General features: G+C 73.0%; 7 protein-coding genes. 1 reads left to right on the plus strand and 6 read right to left on the minus strand.

Annotated elements, in window-relative coordinates; translation table 11 throughout:
• Positions 1 to 9: 9 nt before the first annotated feature.
• The gene (locus QRX60_RS11660; protein ID WP_286000784.1) at positions 10 to 861 is read left to right on the plus strand and encodes a class I SAM-dependent methyltransferase; all 852 of its coding nucleotides are present in this window, start codon (positions 10 to 12) and stop codon (positions 859 to 861) included.
• On the opposite strand, the gene QRX60_RS11665 is transcribed toward QRX60_RS11660, so the two are convergent.
• The 6 genes from QRX60_RS11665 to QRX60_RS11690 are packed head-to-tail and all read right to left on the minus strand — an operon-like array spanning position 862 to position 17,097.
• Positions 862 to 2,769: a TNT domain-containing protein gene (locus tag QRX60_RS11665; RefSeq protein ID WP_286000785.1), complete on the minus strand. Its 1,908-nt coding sequence runs from the start codon at positions 2,767 to 2,769 to the stop codon at positions 862 to 864.
• Positions 2,770 to 2,805: 36 nt separating this feature from the next.
• Positions 2,806 to 5,679, minus strand: a complete 2,874-nt coding sequence (locus QRX60_RS11670) for an ADP-ribosylglycohydrolase family protein (protein ID WP_286000786.1) — start codon at positions 5,677 to 5,679, stop codon at positions 2,806 to 2,808.
• 16 nt (positions 5,680 to 5,695) lie between these two features.
• A complete protein-coding gene (locus tag QRX60_RS11675) occupies positions 5,696 to 7,939 on the minus strand; it encodes an ADP-ribosylglycohydrolase family protein (RefSeq protein ID WP_286000787.1) in 2,244 nt (747 codons plus the stop codon).
• Positions 7,940 to 9,355, minus strand: coding sequence for a TNT domain-containing protein (locus QRX60_RS11680; protein WP_286000788.1), 1,416 nt, complete (start codon positions 9,353 to 9,355; stop codon positions 7,940 to 7,942). It abuts the gene before it with no gap.
• Positions 9,352 to 9,786, minus strand: a complete 435-nt coding sequence (locus QRX60_RS11685) for a hypothetical protein (RefSeq protein ID WP_286000789.1) — start codon at positions 9,784 to 9,786, stop codon at positions 9,352 to 9,354. The genes QRX60_RS11680 and QRX60_RS11685 overlap by 4 nt, the downstream gene beginning before the upstream one ends.
• The gene (locus QRX60_RS11690; RefSeq protein WP_286000790.1) at positions 9,787 to 17,097 is read right to left on the minus strand and encodes a WXG100-like domain-containing protein; all 7,311 of its coding nucleotides are present in this window, start codon (positions 17,095 to 17,097) and stop codon (positions 9,787 to 9,789) included.
• Between the last annotated feature and the right edge of the window lie 8 nt (positions 17,098 to 17,105).

The raw sequence follows: 17,105 nt of genomic DNA on the forward strand, positions 1-17,105 counted from the left end.
CCCCTGAGCATGACCTCGACCGAGCTGCTCGCCGACGCCCTCGCCGCCTACCGGGACGGTGACCGCGACCAGGCCGCCGACCTCGCCGCCCGGGCCGGCCGCGCCGGCTCCTCGCTGGCCGGCGAACTGCACACCTACCTCGCCGGCGACGGCTCGGCGTCGGTGTACGACCAGCCGAGCGCCTTCACGGCGTTCATCCGCGGTGGCGGCAACGTCGGGCTGTACCGGGCGCTGAGCGCCGCCCTCGCCGCCCGCTACGACGAAGCGAAGCCGGAATCCCTGCTCGACCTGGGCTGCGGTGACGGCCTGGCCGTCGTGCCCGCGCTGGAGCAGGCCACGCACCTGCCCGGCCGGATCGATCTGGTCGAACCGTCGGCCGCGCTGCTCGAGGGCGTCCACGAACGGGTGCCGTCGGCCCAGTGCTGGCAGTCGACCGCGCAGGACTTCCTCGCGCGCGACGACCTCGGCTGGGACTTCGTCCAGTCGACGTTCGCGCTGCAGTCGATCGAGCCGGAGCAGCGCGCGGAGGTGCTTCGCACGCTTCAGCTGCGTACCGGGACGCTGGTGATCGCCGAGTTCGACGTCCCGGAATACGCCGAAGGCTCGCCGGAGCACCTTCGCTCGCTCGTCGAGCGCTACGAGCAGGGAGTCGCCGAGTACGGCGAAGACGCTTCGCTCGTCGCGCAGGGCTTCCTGCTGCCGGTGCTGCTCGGGATCGTCGACGGGCAGGAGCGGACGAACTGGGAGCACCCGGCCGCGGACTGGGTCGCGCAGCTGAAGACGGCGGGCTTCACCGACGTCGGCGTCGAGCCGCTCGCCGACTACTGGTGGTCGCCCGCCGTCCTGATCACCGCGTCTTGATCACACCCGGCTGACCGAACCCGTCTCGAGGTGCTGAGCGAGCGGCCGCGGCAGCAGGTAGGCGACCGCGCCGCCCGGCATCCCGTTCCACGGCGCCGTCACGCCGGTCAACACCCGCAGCGCGCGCTGCACCCGGTAGAGCCGCTTCTCGCGTTCGCGTTCGAACGCCAGCGACGTCTCGACGAACCGCGAGCCCTCCGCGTGCACCAGGTTGCCCGTCTCGGGGCCGAACCGGACGACCGTCGTGCCCGGCGCGAGCACGATCAGGCGCTTGCCGCGGTAGAAGTTCAACGGCGGTTCGCCGCGCATCGGCAGGATCGGCCAGTCGGCGGGCTGATCGGACTCCTCCGCGGGCCGCGGCGGCAGCATCAGCAGCACGCCGAGGAGGAACCGGGCCGCGTCCGCGAGCGAGCCGAACGCCACCGGCTCGTCGGCCGGCGGCCGCGAGACCTCCCAGCCGTTCTCGGCCCGCCGCAGCGTCCAGACGCCGTCGGCCGGGATCTCCTTGGCGCCGATCCGGTAGGCCGCGGCCGGCACGCCGTGCTCGGCGAGCCGCTGCTGGAGCAGCTCCAGCGTCTCCGCGCCCCGCAGGTCGCGCACCTCTTCGCCGCGCGCGACCCGGACGAGCGCCCGCTCGTCCGGCAGGTCGGCGGTCGTCTGCGGCGGCCGCGGCTGGCCGAGGACCTCCGCCTCCGCCGTCGCGCGGACGAGGTCGCCGACGAACGGCGGGCGGAACCCGGCCGCCCGGATGTGCTCGACCAGCTCCGGCTCCGGCGGCACCCCGTACTTGCGCAGGTAGTGCGGCACGGCGGCGGGCCAGATCCAGGTGCCGTCGGTGTGGAAGGCGTTGGGCACGTCCGGCTTCGCGCCCGGCGCGCCGAAGATGTCCGGCAGCGGCGCGGGCCGGTGCAGCGCGACCGGCGCCCGGAACAGGTAGTCGAGCACGCCGCGGACCTGGTCCGGCGGCACCGGCGGCCGGGTGACCACCGGCCGCTCGCCCTCGGCGTGCGCGTCGGCGGCCCTGGCGAGCCGGAACGTGATGTCCAGCGGCAGGCCGGCCTTCGCGGTCAGCCACGCCGGCACGTGCTTCGGCGCCCGCGGGAAGTTCGCCAGCTCCAGCTCGTAGGCGGCGGTCGAGGGGCGCCCGCCCTCGTTGGGCGGCACCCGCCAGTCCGGCTCGCGGTCGGCGTCGAAGTCGAAGTCGAACTGCGACGCCGAGTCGAGCGTGAAGGTGCCCTGGAACCAGGTGCCTGCCTCGGGCTGGAACATCGCGGCCCGCAGCCGCGCGAAGAGCCCGCCCAGCCGGGGCACGGCGGGCAGCGAGACCGACACCGGGCCGTCCTCGTCGCCGACCGCGCGGACCTCGATCTCGGAGTAGTCGCCGACCTGCCGGAACTGCGCGCCGACGCGGGCCCAGCCGCCGGGCACCGTGTGCAGCAGCGTCCGGCCGATGGCGCGCAGGAGCGCGTTCTGGTCGCCGGTACCCGGCTGCGGCCGTGCCTCCGGCGTCTCGGTGAAGTCCAGCCGCGTCTGCCACAGCGCCGTGACCTGCTTCGCCGGCACCGTGACCGAGAAGTCGGTCAGGCCCAGCTGCGCCGCGCGCGCGGCGTCGTCCCGGACCCAGCGCAGGGTCAGCTCCGGTCGCGCGCCCGGCGCGACCTCGAAGACTTCGCCGTCGTACTCGCCGAAGGTGCGCAGCGTGAACGTCGCCGGCACCTCGCTCGCCGGCACGACCCGCGCCGGACGGCCTTCGAACTCCTTGTCGAAGCCCTCCGGCGGCTCTTCCTCCGGCAGCACGGACAGCAGCACGGTGCCGTCCGTCGTCGAACGTTGCGCGCGGAACGTCCCCTCGCCCCACGCCGCGTACAGGCCGTCCGGGCGTTCGGCCACCTCTACCCGGTAACGCACGTTTTGTCCTCCCCTGACCCCAGTGACCCCAGAAACTTAGTCGACCGGGTACCGAGCGAACCACCGGTCGTCACCCGGCGCATCCGGGCCGAACTCGGTGAGCGCGTCGTCCGCCAGGCCGACGATGACATCGCGGAGCTCCAGCTGCTCCAGCCAGCTCTGCCGCAGGGCTTCCTCGCCGTACATCGCGCCGACGAGGTTGCCGCAGACCGAGCCGGTCGAGTCGCTGTCCCCGCTGTGGTTGACCGCCGCGAGCAACGCCGTGTCGGCGTCGGTAGTGGTCAGCGCGACGTACACGGACATCGACAACGCGGTCTCGCCGACGTTGCCCTGGCCGAGCGACTCCAGCTTCTCCGGCGTCGGCGGTCCTTGCCCCGCCAGCGCCAGAGCCGCGTCGAGCGCCGCGCTCTGCTCTTCGTGACCCGGGTGCTGCACGAGCTCGTCCCGCGCGGCCGCGAGGGCGTCGAGCAGCGGTTTCCCGTGCAGCAGCCCGTGGACGAGCACCGCGAAGCAGCCCGAGGACAAATACCCGCTCGGGTGACCGTGGGTCAGCGCCGCGCTTTCGGCGCCGAGCCGGAACACCTCGGCGAGGTCGTCGGACCACAGCGCGATCGGCGCCGCGCGCATCACGCCGCCGCAGCCCTTCGAGTTGTTCACCGGGCGTTCGATCGTGCCGCGGACGCCCGAGCGGCCGTACGCCTCCAGCTCGCCGAAGCAGGTCAGCCCCGGTGCGCGCCTGCTGAACAGCTCCTGGTGGGTGACCAGCCAGCCGTCCGGCGCTTCGACGTCCGACTGCGGCCCGCGCGCCCGGTCCCACGCGACGCCCTGAGTGTGCAGCCAGCGCTGGTAGGCCAGCTGCAGGGAGTGCACGACGTCCGCGGAGCCGGTCCGCCGCTGCTGGGCGTGTGCCCGGATCAGCGCTTCGAGCGTGAACAGCGTCATCTGCGTGTCGTCGGTGATCCGGCCGACGCCGCCGTACGCGGGGATGAAGTCGGTGATGCCGGCCGGTCCGGCGATCTCGCGGATCCGGTCGATCGAGTCGAACTCGGTCTTCGCGCCCAGTGCGTCGCCGATCGCCCCGGCCAGCAGGCTCCCCCGCAGTCGTGAGCGCAAGTCGGGTCCCTTCGGTTTCGGGGTGAAGCGGCCACTGGGATATCGGCGTTCCCAGCGCGGGTGTTCCGCGGTCTCCGTCTGGAGGCCGTTGCGGTTGAAGTACCAGAAGACGTCGCTGGCGACGTCGTCGAGCAGGCCGAGGTCGGCCAGCGCCGCGACCCAGGCGGCGGGCAGGCCGGGCACGCCGAGCCGGGCGCCGACCAGCGCCCCGGCGATCGCGCCCGCGACCGGGCCGGCCCGCGCGGCGAGCGTGATCGCTGTTGCCGGGTCGTGGCCGCGCTTGGCCGCGGCGAACAGCGCGCGGCCGAGCACCGACCGGACGCTCCGGCCGTCGCCGATGCTCTCCAGTTGGCAGACGTCGTCGGCGTCGCGGTCTTCGCGCAACGCCAGCGTCGAGGTCGCCGGCTCGCCGCCGATCTCCCGCAGCCGCAGGTGGACCGGCAGCGCGAAGGCGTCGCGGGTGAGCAGGGCCTGGAAGAGCGCGATCAACAGGTCGACGCCTTCGGTGACCTCCGCGCCGGCCTCGTCGCCGGTCAGCGCGCGGGCGACGTCCTTCGCGTACTGCTCGCCGTCGACGCCGTCGATGGCGTCGATGGCGACCGCCCCGGCCGGCGTCGCGGCCAAGGCCGTGGCCAGCAGCGTCGAGAGGTCGGCGGGCGCGGGACCCGCGTGCCGCGTCGCGACGGCCAGCCAGCCGACCGGGTCCGGCTCGGGCAGCGTCGCCGGCACCTCGCCGGTCGGCACCGGCGGCAGGCCGCGCAGCACGATGTCGGTGTGGAACAGCAGGTGGCGCGTCAGCCCGCCCAGCGGCAGCGGACCGGCGGGGTCGGCGCCCCCGCCCAGCGCGTCGCCGATCGCGAAGCCGACGTACGCGCCGACGATGCGGTGCCACGCGAAGCGCGCGGCCAGCGTGCCGAAGGCGGAGAACTTCCCGAACGTCCACGGCACCGGCCGCGGGCGGGCGTCCTCGTCGACGTGCGCGATCAGGCCGTTCGCCCCCAGGTCGGCGGGCCACTGCGGGTCCTGGCCGGCCCGCCGCCGGACGCCGTTGCGGTACTGCCAGGCGAACCCGCGCAGGTACCGGACGCAGTCCTCGGGCGAGAGCTCGAAGTGGTGGTCGCGGGCGTGGTCGACGGCGTAGCGCAGGTGCCGTTCGAGCAGGTCGGGCGGCTCGACGCCGAACTCCGCGACCAGCGCGGGCAGCGCCTCGGCGACCTCCGGCCCGGCTTCCGGCGCGGGCTCGTCGATCCCGGGCCGCCGCTCGCCGGGGGCGACGTCACCCAGCTCGGCGGCGGTCAGGCTGCGGACCAGCCCGGTGCCGGGGTCCAGGGTCAAGCCCGTCCCGGGCCGGCCGGCCAGCAGATCGCGGACGACCACGCGCCACCGGTGCGGGTACCGCCCCGGCACCTTCGCCGACGAGCTGTAGGCGATGACTTCCTGCCCGTTGCCGGGGACTTGGCGCACCAGCGGCTCGCCGTCCGGCACGGGCACGAGCACTTCGCAGTCGAGCAGCGCCCGCACGAACTCGGCGCGGCTGATCCAGTTCGCGCCGAGGTAGTTCAGGAGTTTCCCGGCGTCGGTCGTCGCCACCGGGAAGCCGCGCCAGACCGGGCCGGGGGTGTACTGCTCGTTGCCGCGGCGCGGGCCCGTCGCCTCCCCGTACAGCGTGTACTGCGTCCAGCCGCGGATGGCGCGCACCGGGATGCCGAAGTCCGGGAACGCCTTTTCGTCGAACTCCGGGTCGACGTCCGGACGCCACTCGACGAAGCCGTCGTCGATGGCTTCCTCCTCTGTCATTCTCCCCATCCTCGCGCTAATGCCGCGGGTACCGCTCGATCCACTCGTCGCCGAGCGCGCTCAGCGCCGAGTGCCGGTCGAAGTGCCAGTAGGCGTCCGAAGCCACGTTCTCGACCAGGTAGCGCAGCTCCAGCTGGTCGACCCACTTCTGCGGCAGCCCGGGGATGCCGGTGCGCGCGCCGAGCAGGGCGCCGGTGATCGCACCGGTGAGCGCGCTGCGGCCGGAGTGGTTGACCGCGCGCAGCAGCGCCTGCTCCGGGTAGTTCTCGAAGCCGGACAACGCGGCGAAGGCGCGCCCGAGGACCGAGAGCGTCGTCTTGCCGTCGCCGATCAGCTCGGGCATCCGCAGGTCGGGCAGCCCGTGCTCGCCGAAGAACGGCACCGACTCGGCGACCATGTCCTTGATCGCCGTCCACTCCGGACCCTGCTGGAACTGGTTGTCCGGGTTGAGCACCTCGCGGCTGAGGTTCCAGATCGGGAAGCTGAACGCCTCCTTGGTCAGCGCGTGCTCGAACAGCCAGGTCAGGTAGGTCGCGGCGGCCAGGTCGGGCTCGGTCGGGTGGGTGACGCCGGCCAGGTCGCGCACCGCCTGGCGCGCACCGCCGCTCAGCCCGCTCCCGGGACCGGCCATGGTCAGCGCGGCGGGCAGCGCCGGGATCAGCGCGGCGGGGCCGGTCATCGGCGGCGCACCGCCCGCTTCGGTCGCGAGCTGGTGGTAGGAGTTCAGCTCGGCGTCGTCGGCGTCGCGGCGGGCGTGCAGGTCCGCGACCTGCACGAGCCAGCCGTCCGCGTTCTCCATCGGCGCGCCCTGCGTCCGCAGCCAGCGCTGCAGCGCCCCGCGGACGACACCGGGGAAGAGCTGCTCGGCCTCGCGGGACTCCGGCTGCTCGCGGTGCGGGCTGCGGATGGCGGCCTCGGTGTAGAACAGCAGCCGCTGCGTCAGCGAACCGATCCGGCCCGGCTGGTCGAACGCCGGCACGAGGTCGGTGACGCCCTCGATGCCGAACTTCGCGTGGATGTCGTGGAGCGGCATCCGGTCGACCGCGGCGCCGAGTGCTTCGCCGAGGGCGAAGCCGATGTACGCGCCCGTTACGCGCTGCCAGCCGTAGCGGAAGCCGTCGAGGTCCCGCTCGAAGTACTTGCCGAAGGTGTCGAGCCGCGGCGTCGCGCGGCCGGCGTTGTCGTACGTCGGCGCCAGGCCGTTCGCGCGCAGGTCGTTGGGCTTGCTGCGCGGCGGCTCCGGCATCTGCATCCGCTTGAGCCACGACTCGCCGAGCACGGTCTTCGCGCATTCCTCGGCGGTCAGCTCGTACCCGCGCCGGCGGGCCTTCTCGGCCGCGGCGAGCGGCGGCTTGACCGGATCCGGCAGGCCCATCCGCGACGCCGTGTCGGCCGCGACGCGGATCAGGTCCTCCTCGGCCTCCGGACAGCGGCCGTGCACGTCGATGCGCGGCTCGTGCCGCGGGAAGCGCTGGACGATCCCGGCGAGCTCGCCGCTGGAGACGTCCTCGATGGTCGTCGGACCGCCGTTGATCACCAGGTTCGGCGGGTGCTCGAACTCGGCCAGCGTGGCGACGTCGACCTTCCACCAGCCGTGCTCGCGCGAGGGCAGGTGCCGGGTCGAGCTGAACACCTTGAGCTCGTTGCGCTCCTCGGCGAAGTAGAACCGGTCGGTCTTGCCGGTCTCCAGGTCGAGCGGGACGAACACCTCGCACCGGATCAGCCCGATGAGCAGCAGCTCCCGGGTCAGCCAGCCGACGCTGGCGAACGACAGCAGCGTCTCGAGGGTGTTTTCCGGCTTCGGGTAGCCGCGGCGGATCGGCCCCGCCTTGTACTCGGGGTTCTCGCGCTCTTCGCCGGTCTGGTTGCCTTCGGCGTCGACCTTCACCCAGCCCGCGACGGCCTGCAGCGGCACGCCCAGCTCGCCGAGCCCGGCCTTGACGTACTCGGGGTCGACGACCTCGCGCCAGTTCTCCTGGCCGGGGAACGCCACCGGCACGGACAGCCCGCCGGGGTGCGGGTGCGCCTGCCGCAGCTCGCCGTCGGGCTCGCGGACGACGACCGACGGCGGCGGGAAGATCTCCTTCTCCGGCCGGCCCTCGTCGAGGAAGGCGATGGTGTTGTAGGGCACCGACCAGCCCTCGGGGATGCGCAGCACCTTCTCGGTGTCCACCCGGAGCCCGGCGGGACCGGAGACGTCCGGGCCGTGCACCGCACGCAGCCACTGGCCGACCTTGGCAATCGCTTCCGCCGCTTCCACCTACTCGATCCTCTCCAGGCTTCCGTCGGACTCGTGCTCGGCGATCGTCTTCGGCAGCACGAAGGCCACCGCGCCACCCGGCAGGTTCGCCCACGGAACCGTGATGCCGGTGATCACGTGCAGAGGGCGTCTGAGCCGGTAGCTCCGCCGTTCCCGCTCTCGTTCGAGTGGCAGCGACGTCGTGGCGAACCGTACCTCCCCGTGGTGGACGAGGTTGCCGGGTTCCTCGCCGAAGCGCAGAACGACCGTACCTGCCACCAGCCGGGTGATGCGCTTGTTGCGGAGCAGGGTGAGGGGAGGCTCACCCGGAGCCGGGTGGACCGGCCAGTCGTCGAGTTCCTTGGCGGTTTCCAGCGGGGTTTCGTGCCCGGCGGTCATCCGGGCCGGGTGCAGCAGCAACGCCCCGAGCAGCTGCTGGGCGGCGTCTTCGAGCCGCTCGAAGTACTTCGGCTCGCGGGGTTCGCCGCCGGCGTAGGCGGCGACTTCCCAGCCTTCGGGAGTGAAGTTGAGGCACCACGTCCCGTCGGCCCGCCCGCCGACGCGGTACGCCTCCGGCCAGACGCCGTGCTCGCCGAGCCGCTGGACCAGGACGATCAGCAGCTCCTCGTCGCCGAGCTTCGGGTCCGGCGTGGTCTCCAGCTCGGCGGCGACGTCCCCGTTCGTCTTCTTCACGTCGGCGCGGCTCGGCTTCGGCCGCGGCTCGCCCAGCAGGTCGGCCTCGGCGGTCCGGCGCACCAGCGGCTCGACGTACGGCGGCTGGTAGTGGTGGCGGCGGATGTGCGCGACCAGGTCCGGCTCGGGCGGGACGCCCTTCTCCGCCAGCTGGTCGGCCACCGACGACGGCCAGATCCAGGCGCCGTCGGTGTGGAAGCGCTCGTCGCCGTCTTCGTGGACGACGGCTTCCCGCTCGAGGTACTGCAGCACGAGCGGCACCTCGGTGTCGGTCAGCGGCGGCCGCTCGACGTCCGGGTCACCGACCTCGGCGTGCCGGAACACCACGCCGAGCGGCAGCTGAGCGCGCAGCCGCCACCAGTCGGGGATGTGCTCGTCGGCCCGCGGGAACGCGGCGAGCTCCTCCGGGTAGGCGGCCGACGGCGGGTCGTCCGTCCACACCGGATCGTCGTCGAGCGCGAAGTCGAAGTCGAAGGTGCCGTCCGGGGCGAGGGTGAACCGCGCCTGCAGCCAGGTGCCGCGGTCCTCGGCGTACATCCCCTTGCGCAGCTCGGTGAACAGCCCGGCGATGACGTCGGACGTCGTCACGTTGTGGCCTTGGAGCTCGGTGTGCGTCCCGACCTGCCGGAAGTCGACGGCGGCGGGCCCGGCGGCGTCGGTCCGGAGCTCGCGGACGAGCTTTCCCAGCTGCACCAGGACAGTGCGCTGCTCTTCGGGCGAAAGTCGATGTTCCACGTGAATCATCGCTCGAACACCGAGGTGAAGGTGAAGGTCGGGGCTTCGCCGGCGTCGCGGCGGGCGAACTCGTCCTCCCACATCTTGAAGGTGCGCCGGTACAGCGAATCGATCAGCGCACGCTCTTCCTTGGTGATCTTGCGGTTCTCCTCTTCCGTGGCGGCCCAGATCGCGTCGATCGTCTGGTAGAGCGCGAAGATCGGCCCGTCACCGCGGAGGTAGTTCTTGCGCTCCTCTTCGGTCCGGCGGATGAACCGGTCGCGGTCGAGCCTCCGGATCTCCGGGCTGTGGTCGAAGAGCACGTCGGTGACGTGCTCCGGTTTTTCCTCGAACGCTCCGGTCTTCCAGTTCAGGATGCGACCGGTCAGGCCGCCGTCCGGCGTGCTCTCGACGACGTAGGGGTGGGCGTAGTACTCGAAGTAGGACGGCGTCTGGACCATCTAGAGACTCCCCTGCAGCGCGTCCCAGAACAACTCTCGTTCGCGCTTGATCAGCCCGTCGATCAGGGCTCGTTCTTCGTCGGTGTAGGTCCGGCCCTCGGCCTTCGCGAGCGCCTTCAGGTCGCGGCGGACCTCGTAGAGCGAGTGCTCGTACGCCGAGACATCGTCCAGCGCCTTGAGGTGGAGGCGCAGCTCGGCAACGTGCCCGTCGATGCGCACGCTCATCTGCAGGTCGCGGTAGCCGGCCGGAGCAGGGTTCGCGAAACGATCGTCGAAGTCGACGATCTCCAGGTCCGGGTGCTCCGCGATCCGCGCCAACGCGGCGTAGGCGTCCTGCACGCGTTCGAACTGGATCATCGCGCCCGCGAGGTCGACGAGCCGCGACGCGTCGCCGTCGTAGTTGGTGTTGATCTTGTCCATGGCGCGGCCCTCGGACTTCGGTCCGGGCCGGAACCCGGCGTGGCCACCCGTTTCCCCCGCCAGCGGCGGCAGGATCTCCTTCAGCTTGGCGTCGGCCCGCGCCGCTTCCGCGTAGCGCTCGGCGAGGTACTCCCGCGTGTAGGGCTCGTCCCCGGCCTTGCTGAGGTCGAACGCGGCCTGCCGGCGGTGCTCCTGGGGGTGCCCTTCCGCCTGGTCGATCACCTCGTGGGACGTCTCGGCCTGGTCCGGGGTGAGCGGGGTCGGCTCGGCGTCCGGGCCCACCGGTTCGGCGTCCGGGTCCGGGTGGTGCACCTCGTGCACGGCGTCGGCCAGGATCGGGATGGCCTCGTCGTGCACCAGCAGGCTGGCGATCGTCTCCGGCTTGCGCAGCAGCGACCGCGTCAGGAACTCGTTGGCCGGGTCGTGCAGGAGGTCCACCAGCTCCGGGTGCTCGGCCAGCCGCGTCCGGACGAACTCGCCGACCGGGCCGAGGTTCTGCGGGTTCCCTTCGTGGTCCTTGACGACGAGGTCCGTGGTGGCGCCGGCGAGCGCTTCGGCGACCCGCGGCTGGGCGAGGAGATCGTCGAGCCGGGACTGCTGCGGGGTGCTGCCGTAGCCGCCGTGCTCGGCCGTCCCGGCGTGCTCGGGCTGGATGTGCGCCTCGTCCGGCGTGCCGACGTGCATCAGCTTGATGCCCTTCGGCGGCTGCGGCAGGTGCATGAGGTCGCCGGACTGCGGGTCGATGAACGCGACGCCGTCGCGGGTGTGCACGACCATCGCGACGTGCCCGTACTCGACGCCGTTCGGGCCCTCGTACTTCACCGCGACCACGGCGTGGTGGTCGAGCGGCTGGTCGCGCATTTCGCGGATGACGTCGTCGTAGCTGCCGCGCTCGGAGAACGTCTCGCCGAACCGGCCCTCGATGTGCTCGAGCGTGCCGCGGGTGCCCATCTCGTGGAAGAGGATCGGCTCGGCCGTCATGTCCCCGCCGCGCAGCCGGTCCATGTACGCCTCGGGCCCGCGCGTGCAGTTGGACATGTACCCGTTCTCCAGCGCGCCGGGCTGGTGGAAGCCCGGGTTGACCTCGCGCAGGTGCGGGTGCCGGTCCTGGACGTAGGCCGCGCGCTCGGCCGGCGTCGCGGCGCCGGCGTGGATGGCCGGCTCGGCCGGCGGGTTCGTCGCGCGTGCCAGATGCGAGTAGTCCGGCAACGCCTCGGGGACGTGCGGGGCTTCGGCCGTGCCGTCGAGGACGTCGCTGACCTTCGGGTGCTCCGGCTGGTGGAGCTGCTCCGGCTCGCCGAAGCCGCCGAGGCGTTCCATCAGCGCGGCCTGCCTGCGCCGTTCGAACTCGGCCGCGTTGTGGTCGTTCTCGGCGCGGCGCTCGGCCATCTTCTGCTGCGCGGCCTCGGGGTCGAGGTAGCGCGGGTGGCCGGGGCCGATCTCCTCGGCCTCGATGACCCACTTCCGGCGGCCTTCGGGCGTGATCTCCAGCCGTCGCTCGTGCACCAGCAGCTGGGTGCCGGGCGGCGACAGCGACTCGCGCTCGGACGGGTTCTCGGCGAGCTTCGAGATGTCGCGGAGGTTGTCCGACCGGACGTGCAGCTCGACGTCGTCGCCGAACTTGCTGGTGGAGAACTCGCTGGTCTTGATGGACGCGCTGGAGAAGGAGGGCTCGACGACCACGTCACCGGGGTTGTACGGCCCGGCGACGAGCTCGGCCAGCCGCGGGTCGCCGCTGACGTCGAAGGCGCGGATGGTTTCGCCGGACGTGCGCGGGACCTGGTTGAGGCCGTCGGTGATGGCGCGGGCGTTCGCCTGCGCGAGGTCGAAGCCGGGGTGGCCGGGGCCGCGGCGCAGGGCCTCGTTGACGTCGTAGGCGTACTCGCCACGGGTGTAGCCGTGGACCGCGACGGCGCCGTCGTCGGTCAGGGGCAGGCCGGCGGCGTCCCGGCGGGCGAGCGCGCGGTCGTGGATGTCCTGGTAGATGCGCTCGTCGCCGACCGCGCGGCGGATGCTCTCGTGGTCGGCCGGGGTCCCGCGGTGGTCGTCGTCGAAGAGGTAGCCCTCGTCGTGCGGCAGCCGTTCGGGCGCGGGGCTGAGCCGGTCGGTGATGGTCGGGGTTTCGTGCTGCCCGAGGGGCAGTTCGCGGATTCCGGTGGCGTCGTGCGGCAGCTCGGCGAGCCGCCCGGTGACGGGATCGGCGAACAGCACCCCGTGCTCGGTGTGCACGGCGGCGACCAGCCGCTCCCCGCCGGCGTGCTCGAAAGCGACGGCGGACCGCGCGCCGACGGGACGTTCGCCGAGATCACGCGCGACGTCGTCGAAGCTCCCCCGGCTGCTCCACGGCCCGTCGAGGCGCTCACCGCGGGCGGGCCCGGCAACGACGTCCTCGCCGTTCATGCGCCGGTCGAAGGCGGTCATCGACTCGGCGGCGTTGGTCCGGAAGCCGTTCTCGAGGGCATCCGGGCCGTAGTGGTTGCGGGTGTTGACCGCACCGAGCTCGGGAACGGCGTCGCGGACGAGCCGCGCGTGCTGCTGCGGGGACTCGACGGACCCGGCGTGGAGCACGGGCGGGCCACCCGGCGTCAGGGGTTCGGCGAGCCGGGACCAGCCACCGTCGGGCTCCCTGGTGGCCGGCACGTGCCGCTCGGGCGGTGGCGGCGCATCCGCGGGGTCGTCGCCACCGAGCAGCTTGAACAGGTCGCCGGTCGGCTTGAGGTGGGGGTACTCGGCGTAGAGCTGAGCGTCCTTTTCGGCCTGTTCGCGCTCGAAGCGCTCTTCGTCGGCACGTTCGGCGGCCCGGCGCTCCTCGATCGCGTCCAGGGTGTCCCTGCGATACCGCGGATCCCCCGGCGCGATCTCTTCGGCGTGCACGATCCACTGCGGCTGGTCCCGGGCACCCGGGCGGTTCTCGAAGTCGGGGTGCTCGGGGTGCCCGGGGCCCATTTCGACCCTGGTGACCTCGAACTGCGACCCGGCCTTGAAGAGCACCTCGCGCTCGCGCCCGATGCTGGCCATCGACTCGACGTCGCGGCCGGTCCTGGACTCGATCCGCATCTCGACCTCACCGGCGAAGGTGCTGCGCGGATGCTCCGCGTCGACCTTCGACGAGCTGAGGAAGGAGGGCTCGGTGATGTGCGCGCCTTCGTGGAAGCGCCCGAGGAAGGCCTGGAGCCGCGAGGGGTCCCGCTGGAAGTCGACCCGCCTCGAGACGGTGCCCACGTGCGGAGGCATCTCGTTGAGCCCGGAGACGAGCGCCCCGGCCTGCGGAGCGAGGTCGACGAGTTCAGGCCCCCCGAGCCGGAGGGCCCGGTTGAGCGGCCCGACCATCTCGTGCCGCGTGTAGGCGTGCACCGCGAAGGCACCGTCGTCGGACATGCCGGGGTGGAACTCGTCCCGCTTGGCGAGCGCCTCGCGGAGGACCTGTTCGTGGCGCCACTCGCCGGTCTCCGGGCTTTGCCGCCCGGAGTCCATGAAGGTGTCCTCGATCCGCGCGATACCGGCGGGGTCCTGGGTCCGGAACCCGGGATCGGCGAGGTAGGGCTCGTCGGGGAGCTGGCCGGGTTCTTGATCGTCTGGGTGATCCTGCTCGGTCGCGTGCTGCTCGGCGTCTTCGGCGTGCGGCGGGCCGTCGGCTTGCTCTGCATCGGGAGGCTGTTCCGCTGCCGGCGCCTGCTCGGCCGGTTCGTGCTGCTGCCCGTCGAGCGGGCGATCGTGCCCAGCGGGTTGCTCGGAGCCGTTCGGCTGTTCTGCCGGCCGTTCCTGCGGAAGTGCGTGTTCAGCAGGCCGTTCGGCGGCGGGCGCCTCCTGCGCGGCCGGCCGCTCTGCAGCGGTCGGCTCTTGCCCATTTCGCTGCTCGGCGGCGGTCGGCTCGTGCGCACCCGGCTGCTCAGCGGCGGCCGGCTGTTGCGTTGCGGCCGCGTTCTGGTCGCCCGGCTGCTCGGCGGCCGTCGGCTCCTGCGCACCCGGCCGCTCCACGGCGGGCACCTGGTGCTCGACCGGCCGCTCCTGAACCGGGGCGTGCTCGGCCACGGGCCCGTTCGGCTCCACCGGCCTCGTGGCGGGTCGGTGCTGGTCGAAGGGACCCTGCGGACCGCGGGGAAGGTGCTCCTGCGCCGGGCCGAACCACGGCGGCGGAACCTGCGGCGGCCCCATCGGACGCGGCGGCCCCAGCCGCGGATCGTGCGGCGGCATCGGTGACCGGCCAGTCGGCGGCAGCGGCGGCCGTCCGCCCGGATGCGGACCCGGCCCCTGCGGCCCACGCGGCTGGTTCGGATACCCCGCGGGACGCTGCCCACCGGGCATCCCCGGATGCTGCGGGCCACCCTGCGGTCCTGCCGATGGCCGCGACGGCATCCGCCGCGGATCGTTCGGAGGCAGCCCACCCTGCGGCGGCTGCCCACCGTGAGAGGAAGGCCCACCCAACGGAACCTGACCCCCCGGCGGCCGCTGCCCACCGTGAAGCGGCTGCCCGCCCTGCGCTTGCCCACCGTGCGGCTGCCCGCTCTGCGAGACCTGGCCACCCTGCGGCTGACCGTGCGCTTGCCCACCGTGCGGCGGCTGGCCGCCTTGCGGCTGCCCCCCGGGCGATGGCTGATTGCCCTGCGGCCACCCACCGGGTGGCAACTGCCCGCCTTGCGCCTGCCCACCGTGCATCGGCCAGCCACCTTGCGGCTGCCCGCTGTGGGGCGGCTGCCCACCCCATGGCGCCAGTCCACCTTGCGGCTGCCCACCGCGAGGCGGTTGCCCACCCTGGTGCGGTTGTCCGCCCTGCGGCGGCTGCATCCCGTTCGGCTGGCCACCCGGCAGCGATTGGGCACCGTGCTGCGGCTGGCCGTGCTGAGGTTTCCCGCCCTGCGGCGGCCGCGCACTCGGCGGCTGACCGCCGGGCGGCATCCGGCGTGGGTCCTGTGGCGGCATCCGGTGCGGCTGCTCGTGCGGTGGCTGACCGCCGCGCGGAGGCATCGGTGCCGGTCCGCCTGGGCGCGGACCTGGGCCGCCGGTACGTCCCGGACCGCCACCGCCCGGCATTCCGCCCGGTGGGGGTGGCGTGAATCCGCCCTGGGACGGCGCCTGCTGCGGCGACGGCCCGTTCTGGAACGGCGCCGTCCCCCCATCAGCCGCGAAGGGCTGGTTCGAGCCGCCCGTGAAACCGGCCGCTCCCACGTTGTCCTGGGGGCGTCCGCCCGTCTGGTGGCCCGGTTCCGGGACCGATCCCGGTGGGGCCATGCCGTAGCCGCCGTTCGACGGTGCGCCCGCCGAACTCGGCGTCGCGCCGTGCGACGGGACCGGTGACGCCGGCATCCCACCCGTCGAAGGCGCGGATCCGCCCACCGGCTGGCTTGGCGCCGGCGCTTGGTGCTGAGGTGCCGGACTCTCCGCGGCCCTCGCTTCGGCCTGCTGCTGGGGTGCTGGACCGTCGGCCGCCGCCCTGACCTCGGGCTGGTGCTGCGGACGTTCTGCTTGCTGGACGTGGTCGGCGCTCGGGCGCGGGCCGTCGGACTGCTGGGGCTCGTCCACCGGGTGCCGTGGCTCGACCGACTGGCGTTCCGGCTGCTGACCAGGCGCACCGTCCGCGCGCTGCTCGGGTTCGCGGCCGGCATCCGGCTCGGACGACGGTCCCCGCGCGGGTTCCTCGCCGCGCGACTCCGGCCGGGGCGACGGTTCTTCGCCCCGAGACTCCGGCTCGGATGCCTCGCGTCGCGGCTCCTCCCCGCGCGACTCGGGCTCCGACGACGGCTCTCGCGAGGGTTCCTCACCGCGCGACTCGGGCTCCGACGACGGCTCCCGCCGCGGCTCCTCGCCCTGCGACTCGGGCTCACTCCGCGACTCAGGCTCCGAAGACGACCTCGGTTCCTCATCCGAGTCGCCCCCGGACCGAGACTCGCCCGACCCACCGGAATCCCCAGCACCCGGCTCCCGAGGAATGTTCGCCTCGTGAACCGAATGCATCTGCTCCTTGGTGCCCCCGACGGCACCTCCCACCGCCCCGCTGGAAGCCCCGGTCAGCAACTGCTCGGGCGTCAGAGACCCCAAATCCCCGGTGACCGCAGCCTGCCCGACGGTCTGCGCGACCCCCTCGACCGCCCCACGAGCCCCAGCCCGCATGGCCGCGTCCGCCACCTGACCACCGGCAGAATGCGAAAGCCCCTCGGTCGCCCCGCGCCCGATCGACCCCGAAGCCGCGCCGACGACTCCGCCGACCGCGCCCGAGATCGCCGCGTCCGAGGTCTTCGACCAGTCCCAGCTCTGGCGGTCGCCCTTGGCCATCTGCAGGCCCTGGATGCCGGCGTCCATCCCCAGGTTGATGGCCTCGTTCTTGAGGACCTCCATGCCGATCTTCTTGAGGCCCTGCTTGAGCAGCTTCTCCAGCAGCTCCTTCGCGACCTGCTTGAACCCCTGCTGCGCCAGCTTCTCGAGCAGCTGCCGGAACAGCATCTGCACGGTCATCCGCGTCGCGACCTGGGCCGGCGCGATACCTGCCGTCGAGCCGCCGAACGTCACCGCCGCCGCCGCGATCATCGCCGCGATCTGGGCCGCCAGCACGATCAGCGAAATGATGATCATGTACTTCGTGTACTCGACGTCCAGCGCCGTCTGGTCGCACGAATCCCCGAGGGCCTTCGTCGCGTCGGCCAGCTGCTTGAAGTACGCCTCGTCGCCCTCGACGAACTTCTTCCACTGCTCCACGAACGCGTCGGCGCCGTCGCCGGTCCAGTTGTCGCGGATGCCGGACGCCGCCTGGTTACCCGCCTCCGATGCCGGGGCGATCGCCGAAGACGCCGTGTGCCACGCGTCGCGCAGCGCGCGCAGCTTGGTCTCGTCGCCCTCCGGCCAGCTTTCCCCGACGACGATCGGCAGCAGCCACTTGACCGCGTCGGGCATCTCCATACCCACGG

It is taken from the genome of Amycolatopsis mongoliensis (assembly GCF_030285665.1).
Lineage (GTDB): Bacteria > Actinomycetota > Actinomycetes > Mycobacteriales > Pseudonocardiaceae > Amycolatopsis > Amycolatopsis mongoliensis.